General features: G+C 64.7%; 23 protein-coding genes. 18 read left to right on the top strand and 5 right to left on the bottom strand.

The features are described 5' to 3' along the window. Positions 1–17: 17 nt before the first annotated feature. Genes tsaD through AC27GT_RS04045 form a run of 3 tightly spaced genes read right to left on the bottom strand, consistent with a single transcriptional unit; the run spans position 18 to position 1,625 of the window. Complete coding sequence (gene tsaD, locus AC27GT_RS04055; protein WP_038070030.1) at positions 18–989, bottom strand: tRNA (adenosine(37)-N6)-threonylcarbamoyltransferase complex transferase subunit TsaD; 972 nt, start codon at positions 987–989, stop codon at positions 18–20. A gap of 2 nt (positions 990–991) precedes the next feature. Next, positions 992–1,372, bottom strand: a complete 381-nt coding sequence (locus AC27GT_RS04050) for a type II toxin-antitoxin system VapC family toxin (protein ID WP_081892743.1) — start codon at positions 1,370–1,372, stop codon at positions 992–994. Then, entirely contained in the window at positions 1,338–1,625 is a 288-nt protein-coding gene (locus tag AC27GT_RS04045) for a ribbon-helix-helix domain-containing protein (RefSeq protein ID WP_015717696.1), read from the bottom strand. The genes AC27GT_RS04050 and AC27GT_RS04045 overlap by 35 nt, the downstream gene beginning before the upstream one ends. Positions 1,626–1,682: 57 nt before the next feature. Between AC27GT_RS04045 and AC27GT_RS04040 the strand changes: the two genes are divergently transcribed. The 16 genes from AC27GT_RS04040 (at position 1,683) to AC27GT_RS03965 (ending at position 14,910) form a co-directional block, all read left to right on the top strand. Beyond that, positions 1,683–3,014: a vWA domain-containing protein gene (locus AC27GT_RS04040; protein ID WP_038070034.1), complete on the top strand. Its 1,332-nt coding sequence runs from the start codon at positions 1,683–1,685 to the stop codon at positions 3,012–3,014. Positions 3,015–3,021: 7 nt separating this feature from the next. Continuing rightward, positions 3,022–3,447, top strand: coding sequence for a DUF1999 family protein (locus AC27GT_RS04035; RefSeq protein ID WP_054392032.1), 426 nt, complete (start codon positions 3,022–3,024; stop codon positions 3,445–3,447). A gap of 5 nt (positions 3,448–3,452) precedes the next feature. Next, positions 3,453–3,662 carry a hypothetical protein gene (locus AC27GT_RS04030; protein WP_015717699.1) on the top strand — a complete coding sequence of 70 codons (210 nt, stop codon included), beginning with the start codon at positions 3,453–3,455 and terminating at the stop codon, positions 3,660–3,662. Between the two features lie 84 nt (positions 3,663–3,746). Beyond that, positions 3,747–4,904 carry an acyl-CoA dehydrogenase family protein gene (locus AC27GT_RS04025; RefSeq protein ID WP_028493846.1) on the top strand — a complete coding sequence of 386 codons (1,158 nt, stop codon included), beginning with the start codon at positions 3,747–3,749 and terminating at the stop codon, positions 4,902–4,904. A gap of 3 nt (positions 4,905–4,907) precedes the next feature. Then, positions 4,908–5,807, top strand: a complete 900-nt coding sequence (gene holA / locus AC27GT_RS04020) for a DNA polymerase III subunit delta (RefSeq protein ID WP_015717701.1) — start codon at positions 4,908–4,910, stop codon at positions 5,805–5,807. 78 nt (positions 5,808–5,885) lie between these two features. After that, positions 5,886–7,280, top strand: a complete 1,395-nt coding sequence (locus tag AC27GT_RS04015; RefSeq protein WP_487223564.1) for a TldD/PmbA family protein — start codon at positions 5,886–5,888, stop codon at positions 7,278–7,280. After that, positions 7,277–8,587, top strand: coding sequence for a TldD/PmbA family protein (locus AC27GT_RS04010; protein ID WP_015717703.1), 1,311 nt, complete (start codon positions 7,277–7,279; stop codon positions 8,585–8,587). Before AC27GT_RS04015 ends, AC27GT_RS04010 begins: the two co-directional genes overlap by 4 nt. Positions 8,588–8,630: 43 nt before the next feature. Next, entirely contained in the window at positions 8,631–8,957 is a 327-nt protein-coding gene (locus AC27GT_RS04005) for a hypothetical protein (RefSeq protein WP_038070039.1), read from the top strand. Beyond that, the gene (locus AC27GT_RS04000; protein WP_015717705.1) at positions 8,954–9,373 is read left to right on the top strand and encodes a type II toxin-antitoxin system VapC family toxin; all 420 of its coding nucleotides are present in this window, start codon (positions 8,954–8,956) and stop codon (positions 9,371–9,373) included. Before AC27GT_RS04005 ends, AC27GT_RS04000 begins: the two co-directional genes overlap by 4 nt. Further along, positions 9,373–10,317, top strand: coding sequence for a 2-hydroxyacid dehydrogenase (locus AC27GT_RS03995; protein WP_015717706.1), 945 nt, complete (start codon positions 9,373–9,375; stop codon positions 10,315–10,317). Before AC27GT_RS04000 ends, AC27GT_RS03995 begins: the two co-directional genes overlap by 1 nt. 5 nt (positions 10,318–10,322) lie before the next feature. Beyond that, a complete protein-coding gene (locus AC27GT_RS03990) occupies positions 10,323–11,069 on the top strand; it encodes a sulfite exporter TauE/SafE family protein (protein WP_038071812.1) in 747 nt (248 codons plus the stop codon). A gap of 61 nt (positions 11,070–11,130) precedes the next feature. After that, positions 11,131–11,460, top strand: coding sequence for an SPW repeat protein (locus tag AC27GT_RS03985; protein WP_015717708.1), 330 nt, complete (start codon positions 11,131–11,133; stop codon positions 11,458–11,460). A gap of 209 nt (positions 11,461–11,669) precedes the next feature. Beyond that, entirely contained in the window at positions 11,670–12,215 is a 546-nt protein-coding gene (gene pyrR / locus AC27GT_RS03980; protein WP_487223563.1) for a bifunctional pyr operon transcriptional regulator/uracil phosphoribosyltransferase PyrR, read from the top strand. Next, positions 12,212–13,117 carry an aspartate carbamoyltransferase catalytic subunit gene (locus tag AC27GT_RS03975; RefSeq protein ID WP_038070043.1) on the top strand — a complete coding sequence of 302 codons (906 nt, stop codon included), beginning with the start codon at positions 12,212–12,214 and terminating at the stop codon, positions 13,115–13,117. The genes pyrR and AC27GT_RS03975 overlap by 4 nt, the downstream gene beginning before the upstream one ends. Positions 13,118–13,145: 28 nt before the next feature. Beyond that, positions 13,146–14,426 (top strand): dihydroorotase, encoded by a 1,281-nt coding sequence (locus AC27GT_RS03970; RefSeq protein WP_487223562.1) that lies wholly within the window; start codon positions 13,146–13,148, stop codon positions 14,424–14,426. Between the two features lie 4 nt (positions 14,427–14,430). Continuing rightward, on the top strand, positions 14,431–14,910 hold the full coding sequence (locus AC27GT_RS03965; protein WP_105316556.1) for a Uma2 family endonuclease: 480 nt from the start codon (positions 14,431–14,433) through the stop codon (positions 14,908–14,910). Here AC27GT_RS03965 and AC27GT_RS03960 read toward each other — a convergent pair. Then, a complete protein-coding gene (locus tag AC27GT_RS03960; RefSeq protein WP_487223561.1) occupies positions 14,900–15,943 on the bottom strand; it encodes a quinone-dependent dihydroorotate dehydrogenase in 1,044 nt (347 codons plus the stop codon). The genes AC27GT_RS03965 and AC27GT_RS03960 overlap by 11 nt on opposite strands. Positions 15,944–15,995: 52 nt before the next feature. On the opposite strand from AC27GT_RS03960, the gene AC27GT_RS03955 reads away from it, so the two are divergent. Together AC27GT_RS03955 and lon are read left to right on the top strand one after the other, a co-directional pair. Beyond that, positions 15,996–16,532, top strand: a complete 537-nt coding sequence (locus AC27GT_RS03955) for a hypothetical protein (RefSeq protein WP_015717714.1) — start codon at positions 15,996–15,998, stop codon at positions 16,530–16,532. 78 nt (positions 16,533–16,610) lie between these two features. Continuing rightward, positions 16,611–18,998, top strand: a complete 2,388-nt coding sequence (gene lon, locus AC27GT_RS03950; protein WP_015717715.1) for an endopeptidase La — start codon at positions 16,611–16,613, stop codon at positions 18,996–18,998. Here the strand turns inward: lon and AC27GT_RS03945 are convergent. Further along, positions 18,995–20,680, bottom strand: a complete 1,686-nt coding sequence (locus tag AC27GT_RS03945; RefSeq protein WP_041438598.1) for a hypothetical protein — start codon at positions 20,678–20,680, stop codon at positions 18,995–18,997. The genes lon and AC27GT_RS03945 overlap by 4 nt on opposite strands. Positions 20,681–20,748 lie beyond the last annotated feature (68 nt).

The following is a 20,748-nucleotide window of genomic DNA, read 5'->3' as shown; positions in this document are numbered from 1 at the left end:
CCAGGATGAGAAAGCCTTCAGGCCTCCTCGAGGGGCCAGTAGGCGGTGGCCCCAAGGGACAGGGGACTAGGGGGAAAACCTCCTTGGTAACGGCGCCAGGCGGCCAAGGCCACCATGGCCCCGTTGTCCTGGGAAAGGCCCCTAGGGGGGAAGTACACGGTAAGCCCCGCCTCCTGGAAGCGAGCCTGCAAGGCCCGGTTGGCGGCCACCCCTCCCGCCACCAGAAGCACCCGGTGGCCCGTGTCCTGGGCAGCCCGGATGACCACCTGGGCCAGGTGCTCCACCGCCGCCTCCTGAAACCCCCTGGCCAAGGCCGGGGCGGGATGCCCAGCCTCCACCAGCTGCACCGCCTTGGTCTTGAGGCCGGAGAAGCTGAACTCGTACCCCTTCTGGTCCTTGAGAGGAACGGGGAAGGGCACCTTCTCCCTGGCTTCCTGGGCCAGACGCTCGATCTCGGGTCCCCCGGGAAAGCCCAGGCCGAGAAGCCTCGCCACCTTGTCAAAGGCCTCCCCGACGGCATCATCCCGGGTAGCCCCGAGAAGCCGGTAACGGCCCAGGGCCTCCACCGCGAAAAGGTGGGTGTGCCCACCCGAGGCCACCAGGGCCAAGAAAGGGGGGTTCAGGCCAGGAGGCCAGGCAGCGGCGATGTGGGCCTCGAGGTGATGGATGGCATAGAAGGGCTTCCTCAAGGCCCAGGCCAGGCCCTTGGCGAAGGTGTACCCCACCAGCAGGGCCCCGATGAGCCCAGGGCCACGGGTGGCCGCCACCAAGGAAAGATCCTTGGGCCCTATCCCCGCCTCGGCCAGGGCCGTTTCCGCAAGGGGGCGGATGACCTTCAGGTGCTCCCGGCTGGCCAGCTCGGGCACCACCCCCCCGAAAGCCTGGTGCAGGGCCACCTGGCTGGCCACCAGGTTCACCGCCACCTCCCCGTCCTTCACCAGGCCTACCCCTGTGTCGTCACAGGAGGTGTCAATGCCCAAAATCCACATGGCTATCCTTCCCTCGGATCCAGCACCGGGCCCGGGTAATGGTGGGTATTGGAACTGACCAAGGTAAGGCCGTGCACCTCTGCCGCTGCCCATTGCAACAGGTCCACTAAAGGAAGCCGGGCTCCCTGGACCTTCCTCTCCCAAAAAAGCCTTGCAGCCCGCTCGGCTACCGCGAAGTCTAAAGGCGCGAAACCCAGCTCCCGGAGAAACCGGCGCTGGGCCTCCAATCCCCTCTCCGGAACGCCCGCCAACACCTCCGCCACCGTAATGGGCGTAACCCACAGGGTCGCCCCCTGGGCCAGACTCCCCCGCACCCAGGCCACCACCCGGGGATGGCCCCGAAAGAGATCAATGATCACCGTGCTGTCCAGGAGATAACGCATCCAAACGGGCCTCCGCTTCCCCTCTCAAAGTCCGGACATAGCCCACCACATCCTCCGGCGTGGCCCAGTGGGGAGCCTCCTCAAAACCCACGGAACCCGCCACCTCCTCCACCAGGGAGAGAAGCCGCACCCGCCTGAGGTAGTCTTCCAGGGCCTCCGCCACCACCTCGCTTCGGGAACGCCCCTTCCGCTCCTCGTCCAGGCGCTTTACAAGCTCTTCCGGAAGCCTCAAGTGCACCAGCACCCCGGGCATGGTATCACCTCCTGCTACTCTAGCAGATACCCTCAAGAAGGGACTAGGCTAAGGGCGATGCTCTGGCTCCTCCTTCCGGTGCTCCTCCTCGTCTACCTCCTTTACCGGGCGAGGAGGCCTAAGGTGCGCCCCTGGGCCGGGGTATGGCTTTGGCAGAGGGGCAGGAGGAAGCGCTTTCGGCCCCGGCTGGACTCAAGGCTTTTCCTCCTTCTCCTGGCGGCCGCCCTGATGGTCCTGGCCCTCGAGGATCCCCCCTTGGGTCCCTCCCCCATGGTCTTCGTGGTGGACACCTCCGCCAGTATGGCCACTCGGGAAGGAGCCAAGACCCGTTTGGACCTGGCCAAGGAAAGGCTTCTCCCCCTTTTGGAAAGAACCCCGGAGGCCGTCTTGGTGCGGGCTGGGGAAAAGCCGGAAGCCTATGGCCCTGCCCCCGGCATCGCCCTGAGGACCCGGCTCCTGGCGCTGGAGGCAAGGGACCGGGAGGCCCGGCTGGAGGAGGCCATCGCCCTGGGGCGGAGGCTTCTAAAGGCCCCGGTGTTGGTGGCAAGCGACGGCCCCGCGCCCCCTGGGGCGGAGGGGTACATCGGGGTGGGAAGCCCCAGGGAGAACCTGGGGATCGTGGCCGTGGCCCAGGGGTTTTTGGCCTTAGGGAATAGCGCAAGCCGCACCCTCGTCGCCCAGGTGGAGGTGGGGGGCAGGGTGGAGGAGGTGCGGGTTCCGGCCCGGGGCTTCGCCCGGCTGGAGAACCTTCCCCCCACCTTTACCGCCCGGCTCCTGAATGGAGGTGCCCTGGACCTGGACGACGGGGCGGGCTTCGGCCTAAAGCGGCTTGGGGTGGACTACCCCAAGGCCCCCGCCTTGGAAAGGCTCTTCCTCCTCCTGGGGGCGGTTCCCGGGGAGGAGGTGCGGGTGCGCATCGGGGTACCCCAGGGGCTTCCCGATAGGCCAACCCTCTACCTGGCCCCTTCCGGGGGAAACCCTACCCCGGTCCTCCTCGCTACGCCTCATCCCCTCCTGGAAGGAGTGGCCCTTTTGGGGGAGCGCCTGCCCCCTCCTCCCCCGCCCCCCAGTTCCTGGCGGCCCCTGGTGGAAGGGGAGGATGGGGTGGGCCTTGTCTACTTCACGGAAGGAGGGCTTTACCTGCCCCCCTTGGCCGCCATCCAGGAGCGCCCCTTCTTCCCCCTCCTGGTCTACAACTTCCTCAAACCCTACCGGGAGGTGCGCACGGGCCTCCTTTCCCCTGTGGAAACCCTTCTTCCCACCCCCGGACCCAGCTTTCTTCCTCCAAGCCAGGGAGGGGCAGGCCGGTTCCTCGCCCTCCTCGCCGCCTTGGTGCTCCTCCTCGAGGCCCTACTCTTCCGCCCCAAACCCCGGGCCCAGGAAGCATAATGGGCCCATGCGCTTCCGTCCTTTCACCGAGCTGGATCTGGACCTCCTCAACCGGGTGGCGGGAAGCCGGCCCTTGAGCCTGGGCGCCGTGCGCTTTTTCGCCCGCACCGGCCACTCCTTCCTGGCGGAAGAGGGGGAGGAGCCCATGGGCTTCGCCCTGGCCCAGGCGGTGTGGCAGGGAGAGACCACCACGGTCCTCGTCACCCGGGTGGAGGGCAGGAACCAGACGGTCCTGGAGGGCCTCCTGGCCGCCGTGGTGAAAAGCGCCTACGACGCCGGGGTTTACGAGGTGGCCCTGCACCTGGACCCCAAACGGGAGGACCTTCAGGCGGCCTTACAGGCCCAGGGATTTGCCATCGGACCCTTGGTCCTGGCGGTGAGGGTCCTGGGAAGCCGGGGGCAAAGGGGAGAAACCCGGGGCATCCTAGAATAGGGACCATGAACCGGGTTCTCATCGGCATCCGGGGAGAGCCTACCCCCGAGGGGATGGAGAGGATCCTTAAGGCGCTACGGGACCTCGAGGGCACCTCCCAGGTCCAGGCCACCGGCCCCGCCCAGGTCCTGGTGGAGTACGACCCTCAGGTCCTCACGGTGATGGACCTCCTCCGCACCATCCGGGAGCAGGGCTTTCTGGCGGGGATGCTCTGATACCACCCCACCTTGGCCTTCGCCGAGGTGCTATGAGGAGCTATGCCCCCTCTTCTTCCGGTAAACTGCCCCTCGAGGTGCCCCATGCTGGACTTCTACGCCTTAGAAGACCTCCTTACCCCGGAGGAGAAAGAGATCCAAAAGGCCGCCCGCCGCTTCCTGGAAAAGGAGGCCCTGCCCTATATCCGGGACTGGTGGGAGGAAGGGGTCTTCCCCACCCACCTCATACCCCGGTTCGCGGAGCTGGGCTTCCTAGGCCCCACCCTGCCCCCGGAGTACGGAGGGGCAGGAGTTTCCAGCGCCGCCTACGGGCTCATCGCCTACGAGCTGGAACGGGTGGACTCGGGGCTTAGGAGCTTTGTGAGCGTGCAAAGCTCCCTGGTCATGTACCCCATCTACGCCTTTGGCAGCGAGGAGCAGAAGCGGGAGTTCCTGCCTAAGCTGGCCCGGGGGGAGATGGTGGGCTGCTTCGGCCTCACCGAACCCGATGGGGGTTCGGACCCCTACGGCAACATGAAAACCAAAGCCCGCCTCGAGGGGGATACCTGGGTCCTAAACGGCACCAAGATGTGGATCACCAACGGCAACCTGGCCCATATCGCCATCATCTGGGCCAAGGACGAGGAGGGGCGGGTTCTGGGCTTCATCGTCCCCACCGACACCCCAGGCTTCCAGGCCCGGGAGGTGAAGCACAAGATGAGCCTGAGGGCCTCGGTGACCAGCGAGCTGGTGCTGGAGGAGGTGAGGGTGCCCGAGGCTTTGCGCCTGCCCAAGGCTGAGGGCCTCAAGGCCCCCCTTTCCTGCCTCACCCAGGCCCGCTTCGGCATCGCCTGGGGGGTTCTGGGGGCCTTGGAGGCGGTGTACACCGAGGCGGTGGAGTTCGCCAAAAGCCGGAGCACCTTCGGCGAGCCTATCGCCAAAAAGCAGCTGGTGCAGGCCAAGCTGGCGGAGATGCTGGCCGATCACACGGAGGGACTGCTTCTCGCCTGGCGCCTGGCCCGGCTAAAGGACGAGGGGAAGCTCAAGCCCGCCCAGGTTTCCCTGGCCAAGCGGCAGAACGTGTGGAAGGCTCTGAAGGCCGCCCGCCTAGCCCGGGACATCCTGGGGGGAAGCGGCATCACCCTGGAGTACCACGCCATCCGCCACATGCTCAACCTGGAAACCGTCTACACCTACGAGGGCACCCACGACATCCACACCCTGGTCCTGGGGCGGGAGGCCACGGGGCTGAGTGCCTTCTAGAGCATGGTCATCGCCTTCACGGGGGATCCCTTTCTGGCCAAGGAGGCCCTTCTCCAGGAGGCCTCCCTTCGGGGCCTCACTCGCTTCACCGAGCCTACGCCCGAGGCCCTGGCGGAGGTCCTAAGCCCCGGGCTTTTCGGGAAAGCCGGGGCCATGCTGGACCTGAGGGAGGTGAGCGACGGGGAGTGGAAGGTGTTGAAGCCCCTTCTGGAAAACGTCCCCGAGGAGGTGGCCGTGCTCCTCCTTGATCCCAAGCCCACCACCGCCCGGGCCGCCTTCTACCGCACCCGGGAGCGGCGGGACTTCCCCACCCCGAAGGGCAAGGACCTCGTCCGCCACCTGGAAAACCGGGCCAAGCGGCTGGGGTTCAGGCTACCCGCCGGCATCGCCCAGTACCTGGCCTCCCTGGAAGGGGACCTCGAGGCCCTGGAACGGGAGCTGGAGAAGCTCGCCCTTCTTCCACCTCCCCTCACCCTGGAGAAGGTGGAACGGGTGGTGGCCCTAAAGCCCCCTGTAAGCGGGTTTGACCTGGTGCGGGCGGTTTTGGAAGGGGAGGCCAAGGCTGCCTTCCGCCACCTAAGGCGGCTAAGGGAGGAGGGAGAGGAGCCCCTAAGGCTACTTGGGGCCTTCGCCTGGCAGTTTTCCCTTCTGGCCAGGGCCTGGATGCTTCTCAAGGAGAACCCCAGGCCCACGGAAGCCGACCTCGCCCGCCTCGAGGCCCATCCCTACGCGGCCAAGAGGGCGCTGGAGCTGGCTCGAGGCCTCCCCAAGGAAGCCCTCGAGGCCAGCCTGGACGCCTTGATCCAGGCAGAGCGCCGGGCCAAGGAGGGCAAGGATCCCTGGCTGGCCCTGGAAAGGGCGGTCTACACCCTCCTCCACCTCACCCCGGCAGAACCTGCGTGACACCCCCCAAAGGAGTCCTCCAGGGAATCCTTCCCCAAGGAGTTGACCCGCGGGTCAGTCCTGGGTTAGCCTCCTTCCATGCTAAGCCCAGATCTGGTGGAAACCCTCCTGCGGCAAGCCCTAAAGGGCGGGGCCGACTTCGCCGAGATCTATGCGGAGCGCTCCCGGAGGCGGCGCATGATCGTGCGTTCGGGCCGCCTGGAGGAGGCCATCTCCGGCCTGGACTACGGGGCGGGCCTCCGCCTTTTCTTCGGCACCGAGGTGGTCTACGCCTACACCAACCAGCTCACCCGCGAAGGCCTCCTGGAAGCCCTGGAAACCCTTCTCCGGGCCAAGGGAGCCGTGGGCCAGGTGGACGAACGGGGTGCCGGGGGCCTGGACTTCCGCAAGGCTCTCCCCAAGGGCCTTCACACCCCCAGGACACCCTACGGGGAAAAGGACAAGCGCTACCGTCTGGAAAGGCTTCTGGAGGCCGAGGCCGGCGCCAGGATCGCCCCGGAGATCAGGCAGGTGGAGGCCAGCCTCCAGGAATGGGAGCAGGAAGTCCTGATCGCCAACACGGAGGGCACGTGGGCCGAGGAAAAGAGGGTCCGCACCCGGCTTTTCGTGCTGGCGGTGGCCCAAGACGGCACGGAGGTGCAAACGGGCTACGCGGCCCCCGGCAAGAGCGTGGGCCTGGAACTCTTTGACCTCTTCCCCCCCAAGGAGGTGGGGGCCAAGGCCGCCCGCCAGGCCCTCACCAACCTGCGGGCCAAGCCCGCCCCCGCCGGGACCATGCCCGTGGTGGTGGGGAACGCCTTCGGCGGGGTTATCTTCCACGAGGCCCTGGGGCATCTCTTGGAAACCACCAGCGTGGCCAAAAAGGCCAGCGTCCTGGCCGATAGGCTTGGAGAGGAGGTAGCAAGCCCCGCGGTCACCTACATCGACGACGGCACCCTCTCCCACGCCTGGGGTTCCACGGAGGTGGACGACGAGGGCCGCCCCACGGAGCGCACGGTGCTCATCGAAAGGGGCATCCTCAAAAGCTACATGGTGGACCGCCTGGGCCATCTTCTCACCGGCTACCCCATGACCGGCTCGGGCCGCAGGCAGGACTACACCTTCGCCCCCACCTCGAGGATGCGCAACACCTTCATCGCCCCGGGGGACAAGGAGGTGGAAGACCTCATCGCCAGCGTGGAGTTCGGCCTCTACGCCAAGGAATTGGGAGGCGGACAGGTGAAGCCGGGCTCCGGGGAGTACAACTTCGCCGTGCAGGAGGGGTACATCATCCGTCACGGGCGCCTGGAAGAACCCGTGCGCGGGGCCATGCTGGTGGGCAAGGGACCGGAGACCATCAGGAAGGTGGTGGCCGTGGCCAAGGACTGGGAAAACGCTCCCGGGATGTGCGGGAGCCTCTCGGGAATGGTGCCCGTGGAGGTGGGCCAGCCCCATGTGCTGGTCTCGGAAATCGTGGTGGGAGGTAGGGCATGACGCTGGAGGAAGCCAAGCGGTACCTGTTAAGACGGGCGAAGGAACTGGGCCTCGAGGCGGAAGTCCTCTTCCAGGAGGAGCGAGAGCTTTCCTTAAGGGCCCGGCAAGGCACCCTGGAGGAGATCAAGGAGGCCCGCCAGGGGGGAATCGGCCTCAGGGTGGTGGTCCAAGGCCGCATGGGCTACGCCTACACGGAAGAGCTTTCCCCGGAGGCCTTAGAGTGGACCCTATCGGAGGCCAGGGATAACGCCCTTCTTGCCGACAAGGAAGGCTTCATCCCCCCGGGCCAGGCTTTGGGAAGCCACGATCTTCTGGGGGAGGGCCTTTCCGCTCCCCTGGAAACCAAGAAACAAAGCGCCCTGGAACTGGAAAGGGCCTTGCGGGACGACCCCCGCACCCGAAGCGTCCTCATGGGGAGCTACATGGAAAAGGAGGTCCGGGTGGCCCTCTCCAGCACCTTAGGGGCCGAGGGTGCCTTCCGCACTGGGCTTGCTGGGATGGGAGGTAGTCTGGTGATGGGGGATGGCCCAAGCCTCAAGCAAGGCTGGGACTTCAAGCTGGCCAAGGAGTTTCACCTCCTGGACCCCGGCCGCACCGCCTTGGAAATCCGGGAGAAAACTGCAAGGCACTTAAACGCCAGGCCCCTCCCCACCGGCCGTTACCGGGCCTACCTGGAGCCCAAGGCCATGGCAGGGCTTCTCCTGGTGCTTTCCCGCTCCCTTTCCGCCAAAAGCGCCCTCGAGGGCAAAAGCCGCCTCTTAAACCGGCTTGGGGAGCGAATCGCCTCGGAATGGGTCACCCTGGTGGACGACCCCACCCTGGAAAAGGGCCTCCTTTCCCGCCCCTTTGACGCCGAAGGTACCCCGGCCCGGCGCACGGTGATGGTGGAGAAGGGAATCTTCAAAACCTTCCTGCACAACGCGGAAACCGCCAGGGCCCTGGGCCAGGAGAACACCGGCCACGCCTTCCGCACCTACCGCGGAATCCTGGACGTGGCTCCCACCAACCTCTACCTGGAGCCCGTGGGCAACCTGCGCCTGGAAAAGGGTGTCCTGGTGACCGAGTTCATGGGCCTCCACGCCGGGGCCAACCCCGTGAGCCTGGATTTCTCCCTGCAGGCCCTGGGGCTTTGGGTGGAAGAGGGAGAGGTGCGCTATGCGGTGGAAAACTTTGCGGTGGCCGGGAACCTTTTGGAGCTTCTCCAAGCCATTGAGGCCGTGGGGGATGAGCTGGACTGGGAGGTGATTGGGTCCGCCTTCGGAAGCCCCTTGGTGGCGGTGGCGGAGCTTTCCTTTGCGGGAGCTTAGGGTAAAGCAAAATGCGCTTGGTGCTTAGTGCTAAGCTAAAGGCATGGCTACGGTCACCGCCAGTCCCAAATACAACCAGGTAACCCTGGTCCGAGAACCGCAAGAATATCGAATAACTGTGCCCGCAGAAGTCAAACAAGCGCTAGGACTTTGGCCTAAGGAAAAACTTCTACTAGAAGAGACGGTGGAAGAGATGATCCACCTCCTAGTGGAGGTGGTGGAAGGGATACCCCACGTCCGCCCTTACCGTCCTCCTGTACGTGAACTCTTGCAGAAACTTTTCAAGGCGTATCCTCTCGAGGTTCACGCCCTGGGGGAAGCCACAGACCATGATGCCGTGCGTTACGTTCGTAAACTGCGCAAGGCATGATCAGCCTGGACACCAACATCATCCTCTCTGCCCTGAACCCCAAGGATGCCCAGCATGAGAATGCCGTCTCCTTGCTGGAGGAGCTATCTGGGAAAGCCCTGTTTATCAGCCCTCCAGTCTACGCTGAACTGCGGGCCGGACCCGGTTGGTCCTTAGTAGAGGCTTTCCTTGACCAGTTCAGTATCCGCCTGCAAGATGGGATGCCCCTTCCGGTATGGAAACTAGCCGGCGAACGCTTTGGCCTCTACGCCCATAAAAGGCGCGAAGTCAAAAAGAAGCGAAAAACCCCCTTGCCCCGCCGCATCCTAGCCGACTTCCTTATCGGTTCCCATGCCCTCTTCCACGGCCTACACCTGGCCACCTTTGACCCCAGGCATTACCGGCTTGCCTTCCCTGAGCTCGAGGTGGTGCCCTGATGCCCAAGGGAAAAATCTTTGTAACCCGTAGCCTTCCGGGAAAGGCCTTGGACCGTTTACGGGAAGCAGGTTACCAGGTGGAGGTCCACGAAGGGCTTTTTCTTCCTCGGGAAGACCTCCTCAAGAGGGTGGAGGGAGCCATAGGCCTCATCCCCACCGTGGAGGACCGCATTGACGCCGAGGTGATGGACCGGGCCCCGGAACTAAAGGTCATCGCCTGCTACAGCGTGGGGGTGGATCACGTGGACCTCGAGGCGGCCAAAGCCCGGGGCATCCGCGTGACCCACACCCCCGGGGTGCTCACTGAGACTACCGCTGACCTCACCTTGGCCCTTCTCCTGGCGGTGGCCAGGCGGGTGGTGGAGGGAGTGGACTACGCCCGAAGGGGCCTTTGGCGGGCCTGGCATCCGGAACTCCTTCTGGGAATGGACCTCCAGGGCGCCACCCTGGGCATCGTGGGCATGGGCCGCATCGGCCAGGCGGTGGCCAAAAGGGCCGAGGCCTTCGGGATGAAGGTGGTCTATACGAGCCGTGCTCCAAAGCCCCTTCCCTACCCCCACCTTTCCCTGGAGGAACTCCTGGCCACATCCGACATCGTGAGCCTTCACACCCCCTTGACCCCCGAAACCCACCGCCTCATGAACCGGGAAAGGCTTTTCGCCATGAGGCCGGGAAGCATCCTGATCAACACCGCCCGGGGAGGCCTCGTGGACACGGAGGCCCTGGTGGAGGCCCTAAGGGGGCATCTTTTCGGAGCTGGCCTGGACGTCACCGATCCCGAGCCCTTGCCCCCAGGGCATCCCCTTTACACCCTACCCAACGCCGTCATCACCCCCCACATCGGCTCGGCAGGAAGGCGAACCCGGGAACGCATGGCGGAGATGGCGGTGGAGAACCTCCTCTTTGCCCTGGAGGGCAGGGAGCCACCAAACCCGGTAGTATGAGCCCCATGAGCTTCGTCATCGGCCTTCTCGGTGGGGGCTTTGGGGGGCTCGTGGGGCTTGGGGGAGGCACGGTGATGATTCCCCTGATGGTGGGGATTCTCAGGCTTTCCCAGCACAAGGCCCACGGGACCAGCCTGGTGGCGGTCTTCTTCACCGGGCTCATGGGAGCCCTCACCTACGGGCTCCAGGGGTCCTTGAGCCTCAAGGCCGCCTTGTTTTTGGCGGCTACCGCCATCCTCACCGCCCGCCTAGGGGCCCGCTACGCCCACAGCCTAGCGGAAAAGGACCTCAAGCGGGCCTTTGGGTTTTTCCTCCTATTTGTTTCCCTTCTGCTCCTCCTGAAACCCTACCTGGCCCCCGTGGGCCTGGTGCGGGGCGAGGTTTGGGAGGATCTCACCCTTCTCCTGGCGGGAGGCCTCACCGGCTTCCTCTCGGGCATGATGGGGGTGGGGGGAGGGACCATCATGGTTCCGGCCATGGTCCTGGTCTTGGGCATGGACCAGCACACCGCCCAGGGCACGAGCCTCCTCGCCATGGTACCCGCCAGCCTGGTGGGAGCCTATACCCACCACCGCCTGGGCAACGTGGATACCCTCCTGGCTCCTGGCCTGGTACCTGGGGTACTCTTGGGCACCTTTTTGGGAGGCGAGGCCGCCCACTTTCTACCCGAGGCCACCTTACGCCTGGTCTTCGCCATGGTGCTCTTATGGACTTCCTGGAGGTACCTCCGTCCCTCCGGAAGGAAACGGTGACCTTTTGCACTATTCCTCGAGGCCAAGGTGGACTACCGTAAAGAAGAAAGGAGGTGGGCAAATGCAACGCTGGCAGGATTGGGCCAATCTTGTCCTTGGCGTCTGGCTCATCCTTTCCCCGTGGCTTTTGGGCTTTAGCGGCACCCCCGCCGCCATGTGGAACGCGGTCATCGTGGGGGTAGTGGTGGGGCTTATGGCCCTCATGCACCTCCGGGGTGGCCCCTTGTGGGAGGAGTGGGTGAACGTGGTCCTGGGCATCTGGCTCATCCTCTCCCCCTGGATCCTGGGGTTTAGCGGCATGGGAAACGCCATGTGGAACGCCCTTATCGTGGGCGTCCTGGTGGGTATCCTGGCCTTAAGCGTGGCGCGGGAAAAACCCCGGGCAGCCTGAACTCCAATCCAGTGCTTCAAACCTTCCGCCTAGGATGAACCCTAGGCGGATTGGCCTCTTGCATCACCTGGGGACAGGAGGTAAGGTAAGGTCGGCCTTTAAACCGGTCCCGTGAGGCCGGAAAGGAGGAAAGATGAAACGATATACGAAGAGCCATAGGGAAAAGCCAGGCGGGGGCTTCGGCCTCCGCTTCTTTTTGGAGGTGCTTTGTGCGCTTTAAGGCAGAGCTCCTGAACGCCGAGGAGATGCGGCGGGCTCTACACCGCATCGCCCACGAGATCGTGGAGGCCAACAAGGGAGTGGAGGGCTTGGCTCTTGTGGGCATCCACACCCGGGGCATTCCCTTAGCCGAACGCATCGCCCGCTACATCCGGGAGTTTGAGGGGGAGGAGGTACCGGTGGGAATGCTGGACATCACCCTCTACCGGGATGACCTTTCCGAGATCGGGATTCGGCCCCAGGTGCGTCAGACCCGGATCCCCTTTGACATCACGGGCAAGGCCCTGGTCCTGGTGGACGATGTGCTCTACACGGGCCGCACCGCCAGGGCAGCCTTGGATGCCCTCATGGACCTAGGCCGTCCCAGGCGCATCTACCTGGCGGTTCTGGTGGACCGGGGGCACAGGGAACTCCCCATCCGGGCCGACTTCGTGGGCAAGAACGTCCCCACGGGCAAAAACGAGGTGGTGAAGGTGAAGGTGGAGGAAGTGGACGGGGAGGACCGGGTGGAGCTTTGGGAAAGGGGGGAAGCATGAGGCACCTCCTGGATTTCCAGGGCTGGACTCGAGGCCAGGTGGAAAACATCCTGGACACCGCCAGGGTGATGGCCGAGGTCCTGGAAAGGCCGGTGAAGAAGGTGCCGGCCCTCCAGGGCTTCACCGTGGCCACGGTGTTCTTTGAGCCCTCCACCCGTACCCGCATCTCCTTTGAGCTGGCAGCCAGGCGCATGTCCGCGGATGTGGTGTCCTTCGCCGCCCAGGCCAGCAGCCTGCAAAAGGGGGAAAGCTACAAGGACACCCTGCTCACCCTCGAGGCCATGGGCATAGATGCCTATATCATCCGCGCCGACAGCGCCGGGGTCCCCCACCAGGCCACCCGCTGGGTAAAGGGAGTGGTGGTGAACGGGGGGGATGGCCGCCGGGCCCATCCCACCCAGGCTCTTCTGGACGCCTACACCCTCCTGGAGGCCCTGGGAACCCTGGAGGGCAGGAAGATCGCCATCGTGGGGGATATCCTTCACTCCCGGGTGGCCCGCTCCAACGTGGAGCTTCTCCCTCTTCTCGGGGCTGAGGTGTGGGTGGCAGGCCCCCCCACCCTTCTCCCCCAAAGCCTTCCCGGAGCCAGGCTCACCCCTCACCTGGACGAGGCTTTGGCGGAAGCGGATGCGGTTATGGTGCTGAGGCTCCAGAAGGAGCGCATGGAAGCCGGCCTCATCCACCTCCAGGACTACATCGCCCACTACCAGGTGACGGAAAAGCGCCTAAGAAAGGCCAAACCCCAAGCCCTCCTCCTCCACCCCGGCCCCATGAACCGGGACATTGAGCTGGAAGGCACCCTGGCGGACTCGGAAAGAAGCCTGGTGAACCGCCAGGTGCGTAATGGGGTGGCGGTGCGCATGGCGGTGCTTTACCACCTCCTGGTGGGGAGGGAGGGGTAACACACCCCCTTTGAAGGGAGAGGAAAGCATGCTGCTCATCAGGAATGTCACGCTGGTGGACGCCTTAGGGGAACGGGGTCCTGCGGATGTGCTCATCGGGGAAGGCAGGATCCTTAGCCTAAGCGGTGGGGAAGCGGAAAGGATCCTGGACGGGAAAGGCCTCCTCCTGGCCCCCGGCTTCCTGGACCTGCACGCCCACCTCAGGGAACCTGGCCAGGAGGTGAAAGAGGATCTGGCCAGCGGGCTTTTGGCCGCCGTGCGGGGAGGGTACACGGATGTTGTTTCCATGCCCAACACCACACCTCCCGTGGACACCCCGGAGGCCGTGCGGGCCCTGAGGAAGAAGGCCCAGGCCCTGGGGCTTGCCCGGCTCCACCCCGCGGCCGCCCTGACCCAGGGCCAGGAGGGAAAGGCCCTCACGGAAGCCGGGCTCCTTAAGGAGGCCGGTGCCTCCCTCCTCACCGACGACGGCCACACCAACGAGGATGCTGGAATCTTGGCGGCAGGACTTCTGCAGGCTTCCGCCTTCGGCCTCCCCGTGGCGGTGCACTCCGAGGATGCCTCCTTGCGCCGGGGTGGGGTGATGAACGATGGCCCCCTGGCCGACCTTTTGGGCCTTCCGGGAAACCCGAAGGAGGCAGAAGCCGCCCGGATCGCCCGGGACCTCGAGGTCCTGCGCTACGCCGTACGCCGGAGCCAAAAGAAACCCCACCTCCACATCCAGCACCTCTCCACCAAACGGGGCCTGGAGCTGGTGCGGGAGGCCAAGGGGGCCGGCCTTCCCGTCACCGCCGAGGCCACCCCCCACCACCTCACCCTCACCGAGGAGGCCCTACGCTCCTTTGACCCTCTCTTCAAGGTGGCCCCACCCCTCCGCACCCAAGAGGATCTGGAAGCCCTCATAGAAGGCCTTCTGGAAGGCACCCTGGACGCCATCGCCACCGACCATGCCCCTCACACCCAGGCGGAGAAGGAGATGGACCTTTTGCGGGCACCTTTTGGGATACCGAGCCTCGAGGTGGCCTTTCCCCTTCTATACACCGAGCTTCACCTGAAGCGGGGCTTCCCTCTGAAGCGCCTGGTGGAGCTCTTCACCGACGGTCCCCGAAACATCCTGGGCCTGAAGCCCATCCATCTGGAGGAGGGAGCCGAGGCCAGCCTTGTCCTCCTGGACCCCAAGGAGCGCCCCGTGGAGCCCAGGAACTTCGCCTCCAAGGCCCGGTTTTCCCCCTGGGCAGGATGGGTCTTAGGAGGGTGGCCGGTTCTCACCCTGGTGGAAGGGCGGGTGGTGTACCAGGCGTTAGAATAAGAGCGTGCTGAAAAAGCTCCTGGAAGCCGATCAACTGGGCCTGCGTCTGGAATGGGTGGGGGGGCTTCCCCTTTGGGAAGCCCAGCCCACCTACCGGCACCAGAAGGCTGTGGACCGCATTCGCCAAAGCATCCGCCCCAAGGAGGGCTCCTCGTGCCCTTGCATCCACGTGGCCGATGTGTACGTCCGCTTTCCCGACGGCTCCTACAAGCGGCCCGATATCGCCCTCTTTTGCCGGGAACCTGAGGAGCTAGACGAGGCCATTACCCTCCTGCCCGAGGCGGTGGTGGAGGTGGTGAGCCGGGGTTATGAGGCCAAGGACCTGGAAATCGCCCCCCGCTTCTACCTCTCCCAGGGGGTTAAGGACGTGGTGATCTTTGACCCCCATACGCTCTTGGTCCTGCACCTCCGCCAGCATGGAGCCTGGCGGCACGTGTCCCCGGTGGAGCTGGAACTCCTTTGCGGTTGCACCCTCACCGTCTAGGGACCCAAAGCTCCTTCAGGCTTCTCACCCCCTCCGCCTCCATAAGCTTCAGCAGGCCCTTCAGCACCCGGCGGGGGAAAAGGGGACCCCCGTAGACGAAGCCCGTGTAGACCTGGACCAACCTGGCTCCTAGTTTCAGGCGCTGCCAGACATCCTCAGGACCCTCCACCCCTCCCACGCTCACCAGGGTGAGGCCCTCCACCCCCGAAAGATGCCGCAGCACCTCTAGGGCCTGTTCCTTCAAGGGCCTCCCCGAAAGCCCCCCGGCTTCCCTGGCCAGGGGGCTTTTGAGGTTCGGGCGCTCCAGGGTGGTGTTTACCGCCACCAGGCCCTCGAGGCCATGCTTCAAGCAAAGCTCCACCGCCTGGTCCAGGGCTTCAAAGGTGAGGTCCGGGGCCACCTTGAGGAGAAGGGGCTTTCGGGTGGCGGGGCGGAGCCGGGAAAGAAGCTCATCCAAAAAGGGACCTTCCTGCAGGGTGCGTAGCCCCGGGGTGTTGGGGGAACTCACGTTGAGGACGAAATAATCCCCATAAGGCTCCAGGACCTGCAGGGCCCTTAGGTAATCCTCCGCCGCCCCTTCCAAGGGGGTATCCCGGTTCTTGCCCAGGTTCACCCCCACGGGGAAGCGAAGCCCCCTTTCCCGGAAGCGCTTAAGCCTCCTGGCCGCCTCCTCCGCCCCTTGGTTGTTGAAGCCCATGCGGTTGATAAGGGCATGGTCCTCCACCAGCCGGAAAAGCCGGGGTCTGGGGTTCCCTTCCTGGGGCCTGGGGGTGAGGGTACCCACCTCGGCGAAACCGAAGCCCAAAGCCCACCAGGCCCCCAAAGCCCGGGCATCCTTATCCACCCCCGCCGCCAGGCCCAAGGGATTGGGGAAGTGAAGCCCAAAGGCCTCCACCTCGAGCCTCGAGTCCTCCACCCTAAGAAGCTTCGCGGGAACCTCCAGCAGGGGCCCTCGTTCCGACCAGAAGGAAAGAAGCCTTAAGGTGAGCTCGTGGGCCTCCTCCGGGTCCAGGGCGAAGAGCAGGCGGTGCATACGGGCCCATGGTACCTTGACATAGCCGTCCTTTCCAAGGTATACCTAGCCCATGCGTGAGGGCTTCCGTATCGGCTTGAAGAGCCTTGTCCTAAGCCTCGGCTTTCTGCTTGCCGCCTGCTCCTTTACCGTTACCGTGACTCTCCCCGACCAAACCTTCCGTGCCCAGGCCCTGCCCAATACCCAGGACAAAATCCTTTACCCAAAAAATCCAGCCACCTTTGACCCACCTCCTGTTTCCCCCAAGAGCGTGGTCATCCAAGGCACCCTCGAGGCGGACCAGCCCTTAAACACCACCCTAACCTTCTACGTGCGTCTTAAGGATCCCAAAACCGACCCCGGTTGCATGGACCTCAGCATCTACAACATTCCCGCCTACGCTTGTAGCATCGGCCCCGACGACGAAAAATCGGGAGAAGCTTTCTTTAACAACTCTTTCTTTGCACCCTTAACCCTAACGGGCAGGAACCTCACCCAGGGCATCGCCCAGGGCCAGTTCTGGCTGGGCCTCGAGGCGCAGGGCCTACCCCAGGGCCTGGTGAACTTTGCCCTCAAAAACCTCAAGGCCACGGTGACGGTGGGCTTTTGAACAACCAAACCCACCCCCGGGGGCCTTTGTGCCTCCGGGTTTTTTCTTTGCCCCTGCCGGCGCTATGATAGGGACTAGATGAAGGACGTCTTGCGCCTGGAACTTCCCGTACTTCCCCTGAGGAACACCGTGATCCTCCCCCACACCACCACCGGGGTGGACGTGGGCCGCCCCAAGAGCAAAAGGGCGGTGGAGGAGGCCCTTAACGCCGATCGTTACATCTTCCTGGTCACCCAGAAGGACCCCGAGGTGGACGACCCCACCCCTGAGGACCTCTTCGCGGTGGGCACCCTGGCGGTGGTCAAGCAGGCCATGCGCCTCCCCGACGGCACCCTGCAGGTGATGGTGGAGGCCAGGAACCGGGCCCGCCTGGTTTCCTACGTGGCCGCCCCCTACCTAAGGGCCGTGGGAGAAGTATTGTCCGAGCCTCCCCTGCAGGACCCAAGCCTCGCCCGGGTCCTGGTGAACGAGGTGCAGGAGGCCTTTGAACGCTACCTGCAAAACCACAAAACCCTGCGCCTGGACCGCTACCAGCAAGAAGCCGTCAAGAGCACCCTGGACCCCGCCATCCTGGCGGACCTGGTAACCCACCACGCCACCTGGAGCCTCGAGGAAAAGCAGGAAATCCTGGAAACCCCGGAGGTGGAGGAAAGGCTTAAAAAGGTCCTGGCCCTGCTTCTTCGCGACCTGGAACGCTTTGAGCTGGACAAGAAGATCGCCGCCCGGGTCAAGGAGCAGATGGACCAGAATCAACGGGAGTACTACCTCCGGGAGCAGATGAAGGCCATCCAGAAGGAGCTCGGGGGTGGGGAGGACTTCCTCTCCGAGATCGAGGAGCTCCGGGAGCGCATCGAGAAAAAGGGCATGCCCGAGGGGGTCAAGGAAAAGGCCCTCAAGGAGCTTAAGCGCCTGGAGCGCATGCAGCCCGGCTCTCCCGAGGCCACGGTGAGCCGGACCTATCTGGACTGGCTTTTGGATGTTCCCTGGACTGAGGCTGACCCGGAGGTCCTGGACATCTCCGTCACCAAGCGGGTCCTGGACGAGGACCACTATGGCCTCAAGGATGTAAAGGAGCGCATCCTGGAATATCTTGCGGTGCGCCAGCTTACCAAGGAGAAGGAGGTCAGGGGCCACGCTCCCATCCTTTGCTTCGTGGGACCTCCCGGGGTAGGCAAGACCTCCTTGGGCAAGAGCATCGCCCGAAGCATGAACCGCAAGTTCCACCGCATCTCTTTAGGTGGCGTGCGGGATGAGGCGGAGATCCGGGGCCACCGGCGCACCTATATCGGAGCGCTTCCCGGGAAGATCATCCAGGGGATGAAGCAGGTGGGGGTGGTAAACCCCGTCTTCCTGCTGGACGAGATCGACAAGCTCTCCTCCGACTGGCGGGGGGACCCAGCCTCGGCCCTTCTGGAGGTCCTGGACCCCGAGCAGAACCACACCTTCACCGATCATTACCTGGATGTTCCCTACGACCTCTCCAAGGTCTTCTTCATCACCACCGCCAACACCCTAAGCACCATTCCCAAGCCCCTTCTGGACCGGATGGAGGTCATTGAAATCCCGGGCTACACCCTCCCGGAGAAGCGGGCCATCGCCCGCCACTTCCGCTGGCCCTTCCAGGTGAAGGAAGCGGGCCTCGAGGGCAAACTGGAGATCACCGACCGGGCCATAGAGCGCATCGTGCAGGAGTACACCCGGGAGGCAGGGGTGAGGAACCTGGACCGGGAGCTTTCCAAGGTGGCCCGCAAGGCAGCCAAGGACTACCTGGAAAGCCCCTGGGAGGGCGTGCGGGTGGTGGACGCCCAGGACCTCGAGGCCTACCTGGGCGTGCCCAAGTACCGTCCGGACCGGGCGGAGAAGGCCCCCCAGGTGGGGGTGGCCCAGGGCCTGGCCTGGACGCCCTATGGCGGTGCCCTTCTCACCATTGAGGCCGTGGCCGTACCCGGCACAGGCAAGGTAAACCTCACCGGCAACCTGGGGGAGGTGATGAAGGAGTCAGCCCACGCCGCCCTCACCTATCTTCGGGCCCACCGGGAGGAGTGGGGCCTGCCTGAGGGTTTCCACAAGGAATACGACCTTCACGTCCACGTTCCCGAAGGAGCCACTCCCAAGGATGGCCCCTCTGCCGGCATCACCATGGCCACCGCCCTGGCCAGTGCCCTCACGGGGCGTCCCGTGCGCATGGACATCGCCATGACCGGGGAGATCACCCTCAGGGGCAAGGTCCTAGCCATCGGCGGGGTGAAGGAAAAACTCCTGGCCGCCCACCAAGCGGGCATCTTCCGGGTGGTCCTTCCCAAGGAGAACGAACCCGAGCTCAAGGAGGTTCCGGAGGAGATCCTCAAGGACCTGGAGATCACCTTCGTGGAGGAGGTGGGAGAGGTGCTCAGGCTCCTCCTCCTGCCTCCTAGCCCACCCCCCGTGGCCCCCACCGACCGGCCGCAACCGGGTGCCGGGGCCTAAGCCTCCACCACCTGGCCCAAGGGAGCCAGTACCCGCAGGGTTCCGGGTGCAGGCTGGTAGGCCCTGAGCCTGAACTCCGCCAGCCCCCGCATCCCAAGCCCCAACCGGTACACCCCTGGGGGCAGAAGAAGGAGGTACTCCAAGGGGTTTTCCGGGAGGACCGTCCCCCAAAAAAGGCTGCTTCCCGAAGGAGTGGGCAGAAAATAGAGACTCCGCTCCTCCCCCAGAAGACGCAGGGGAAAGGAGGCAGAATCGGGACCCAGGCCCAGAGGTAGCTCCTGGTAAACCCGTCCCTCCAGCTTGACCACCGCGGGTTCGGAAAGCACCAAGGGCACCTCCACAGGCTCCCCGCCCAGGGAAACCAAGGAGAATACCTCCGGAGCCTCCAAAGGCAGTGCAGGTCCGAGGCCCAGCAAAACATTAGGCGGGGGGAAATCTGACCACGGGAACTGCGGATCCGCGCTTACCCGTCGCCACTCCTTAAGGCCCCGCATCAAGGCCTTCGGCTCCAAGGGCTCCCCGGCCCGGCTGAGATGAAAGGCCTCGGCCACCGGGTCCCCTAGCTGACGAAAGGCTTCGGCCAGCTGGAGATGAAAACGAACCCTCTCCCCCTGGGGAATGGCTGAGCAGAGATAGCGGCGGAACTGGGGTTCGGTAAGCCAGTAGCGCCCTTCAAAAAAGCTGAGCCAGCCCTTATGCTCCAGTTCCCCCAGCTGTGCCCCAAACCCCAAAGCCTCGGCCAAGGGAGCGGGGAAAGCCCCGGGGTGAAGGGCCAGCATCTCCAGGGCTTTCCTGGCGGACTGGGAAAGGTGGCGCGCCTCGAGGGCCACCATGGCCCGCACCCGCTGGGGCAGGGCCTGCGGATCCCCCATGGCCAGAAGCTCCCGCAACACCCCGGGCCGCCCTCCACTTTCCAGGTAAAAGCGGGCCGCCTCCTCAAAGGATAGATGGCGGAGAAACCGCTGGCGGGCCTCCGAAAACTCCAGGCGAGGCACCTGGAAAACCCGGGTGATCTCGGCGGGAAAGCGGGCCCTTAGGGCCAAAAGGAAGGCTGGATCTTCCCCGAAAAGGCTTCTGGCCACCACCAGCACCTGCCCTGGGTTAAGGCGGAGTTTCAAGGCTTCTTCCTTGGCAGGCAAGGGGTCCGAAAGGTAGAAAACGCCAGGTCCCTGGCCAAGCCCTTCCCGGAGGGGTAAGCCCAACCTGCCCGCCAGCAAGCGGGCCAGCTCCTCCTGCCCAGAACCCGGCGGACCGATCAGCACCACCAAAGCGGGAGGGCGCACCTCCTTTAGCCCCTCGAGGAGAGGTAGGGCCTCCTTAGGAACCTCCCGGCGAGCCCTCTGGACATGCACCCAATCGGTAAACGCTGGGGAGAGGTCCTCGAGGCCCTCCAGCACCTCCTCGCCCCCCGGAGTGGGATCCAGCTCCACGCCAGGGGGCAGTTCCAGGATCCTGCCCTGAAAGGTGCCCTTCCCGAAAACCCTGCGGAGGTGGGTAAGCTCCACCCGCAGGTTCTGCAGGGCGGCCCTGTGGCCCCAGAGGAGATCCGCCAGCTTTTCCCGGCGGGTGGGACCCTCGAGGGCCAGGTAATAGAGTATGCCCAAGGCCTTCCGCCGCAAGGAAAGGGGCCCCAAGGGTCCTTCCGCCCGGGCAGGGCCGTATAGGGGCAACCGAACCTTCATTCCTCTCACCCCGTTAACCCTATCGTTAAGAAACCGTTAAGAACCTCCTCACCCTCTCCTTTCAGCTT

Source organism: Thermus sp. KWY1 (genome assembly GCF_057547025.1).
This window is presented reverse-complemented; position numbering and strand designations above follow the sequence as displayed.

Coding starts and splice junctions, on each gene's coding strand:
- AC27GT_RS04045 (WP_015717696.1), bottom strand. CDS start 1,625: ATGCCCGGGGTGCTGGTGCACTTGAGGCTTCCGGAAGAGCTTGTAAAG.
- lon (WP_015717715.1), top strand. CDS start 16,611: ATGAAGGACGTCTTGCGCCTGGAACTTCCCGTACTTCCCCTGAGGAAC.
- AC27GT_RS04035 (WP_054392032.1), top strand. CDS start 3,022: ATGCGCTTCCGTCCTTTCACCGAGCTGGATCTGGACCTCCTCAACCGG.
- AC27GT_RS03945 (WP_041438598.1), bottom strand. CDS start 20,680: ATGAAGGTTCGGTTGCCCCTATACGGCCCTGCCCGGGCGGAAGGACCC.
- AC27GT_RS03955 (WP_015717714.1), top strand. CDS start 15,996: ATGCGTGAGGGCTTCCGTATCGGCTTGAAGAGCCTTGTCCTAAGCCTC.
- AC27GT_RS04015 (WP_487223564.1), top strand. CDS start 5,886: ATGCTAAGCCCAGATCTGGTGGAAACCCTCCTGCGGCAAGCCCTAAAG.
- AC27GT_RS04000 (WP_015717705.1), top strand. CDS start 8,954: ATGATCAGCCTGGACACCAACATCATCCTCTCTGCCCTGAACCCCAAG.
- AC27GT_RS03970 (WP_487223562.1), top strand. CDS start 13,146: ATGCTGCTCATCAGGAATGTCACGCTGGTGGACGCCTTAGGGGAACGG.
- AC27GT_RS04030 (WP_015717699.1), top strand. CDS start 3,453: ATGAACCGGGTTCTCATCGGCATCCGGGGAGAGCCTACCCCCGAGGGG.
- AC27GT_RS04025 (WP_028493846.1), top strand. CDS start 3,747: ATGCTGGACTTCTACGCCTTAGAAGACCTCCTTACCCCGGAGGAGAAA.
- AC27GT_RS03985 (WP_015717708.1), top strand. CDS start 11,131: ATGCAACGCTGGCAGGATTGGGCCAATCTTGTCCTTGGCGTCTGGCTC.
- AC27GT_RS04010 (WP_015717703.1), top strand. CDS start 7,277: ATGACGCTGGAGGAAGCCAAGCGGTACCTGTTAAGACGGGCGAAGGAA.
- tsaD (WP_038070030.1), bottom strand. CDS start 989: ATGTGGATTTTGGGCATTGACACCTCCTGTGACGACACAGGGGTAGGC.
- AC27GT_RS04005 (WP_038070039.1), top strand. CDS start 8,631: ATGGCTACGGTCACCGCCAGTCCCAAATACAACCAGGTAACCCTGGTC.
- AC27GT_RS03990 (WP_038071812.1), top strand. CDS start 10,323: ATGAGCTTCGTCATCGGCCTTCTCGGTGGGGGCTTTGGGGGGCTCGTG.
- AC27GT_RS04050 (WP_081892743.1), bottom strand. CDS start 1,372: ATGCGTTATCTCCTGGACAGCACGGTGATCATTGATCTCTTTCGGGGC.
- AC27GT_RS03975 (WP_038070043.1), top strand. CDS start 12,212: ATGAGGCACCTCCTGGATTTCCAGGGCTGGACTCGAGGCCAGGTGGAA.
- AC27GT_RS04040 (WP_038070034.1), top strand. CDS start 1,683: ATGCTCTGGCTCCTCCTTCCGGTGCTCCTCCTCGTCTACCTCCTTTAC.
- AC27GT_RS03995 (WP_015717706.1), top strand. CDS start 9,373: ATGCCCAAGGGAAAAATCTTTGTAACCCGTAGCCTTCCGGGAAAGGCC.
- AC27GT_RS03960 (WP_487223561.1), bottom strand. CDS start 15,943: ATGCACCGCCTGCTCTTCGCCCTGGACCCGGAGGAGGCCCACGAGCTC.
- holA (WP_015717701.1), top strand. CDS start 4,908: ATGGTCATCGCCTTCACGGGGGATCCCTTTCTGGCCAAGGAGGCCCTT.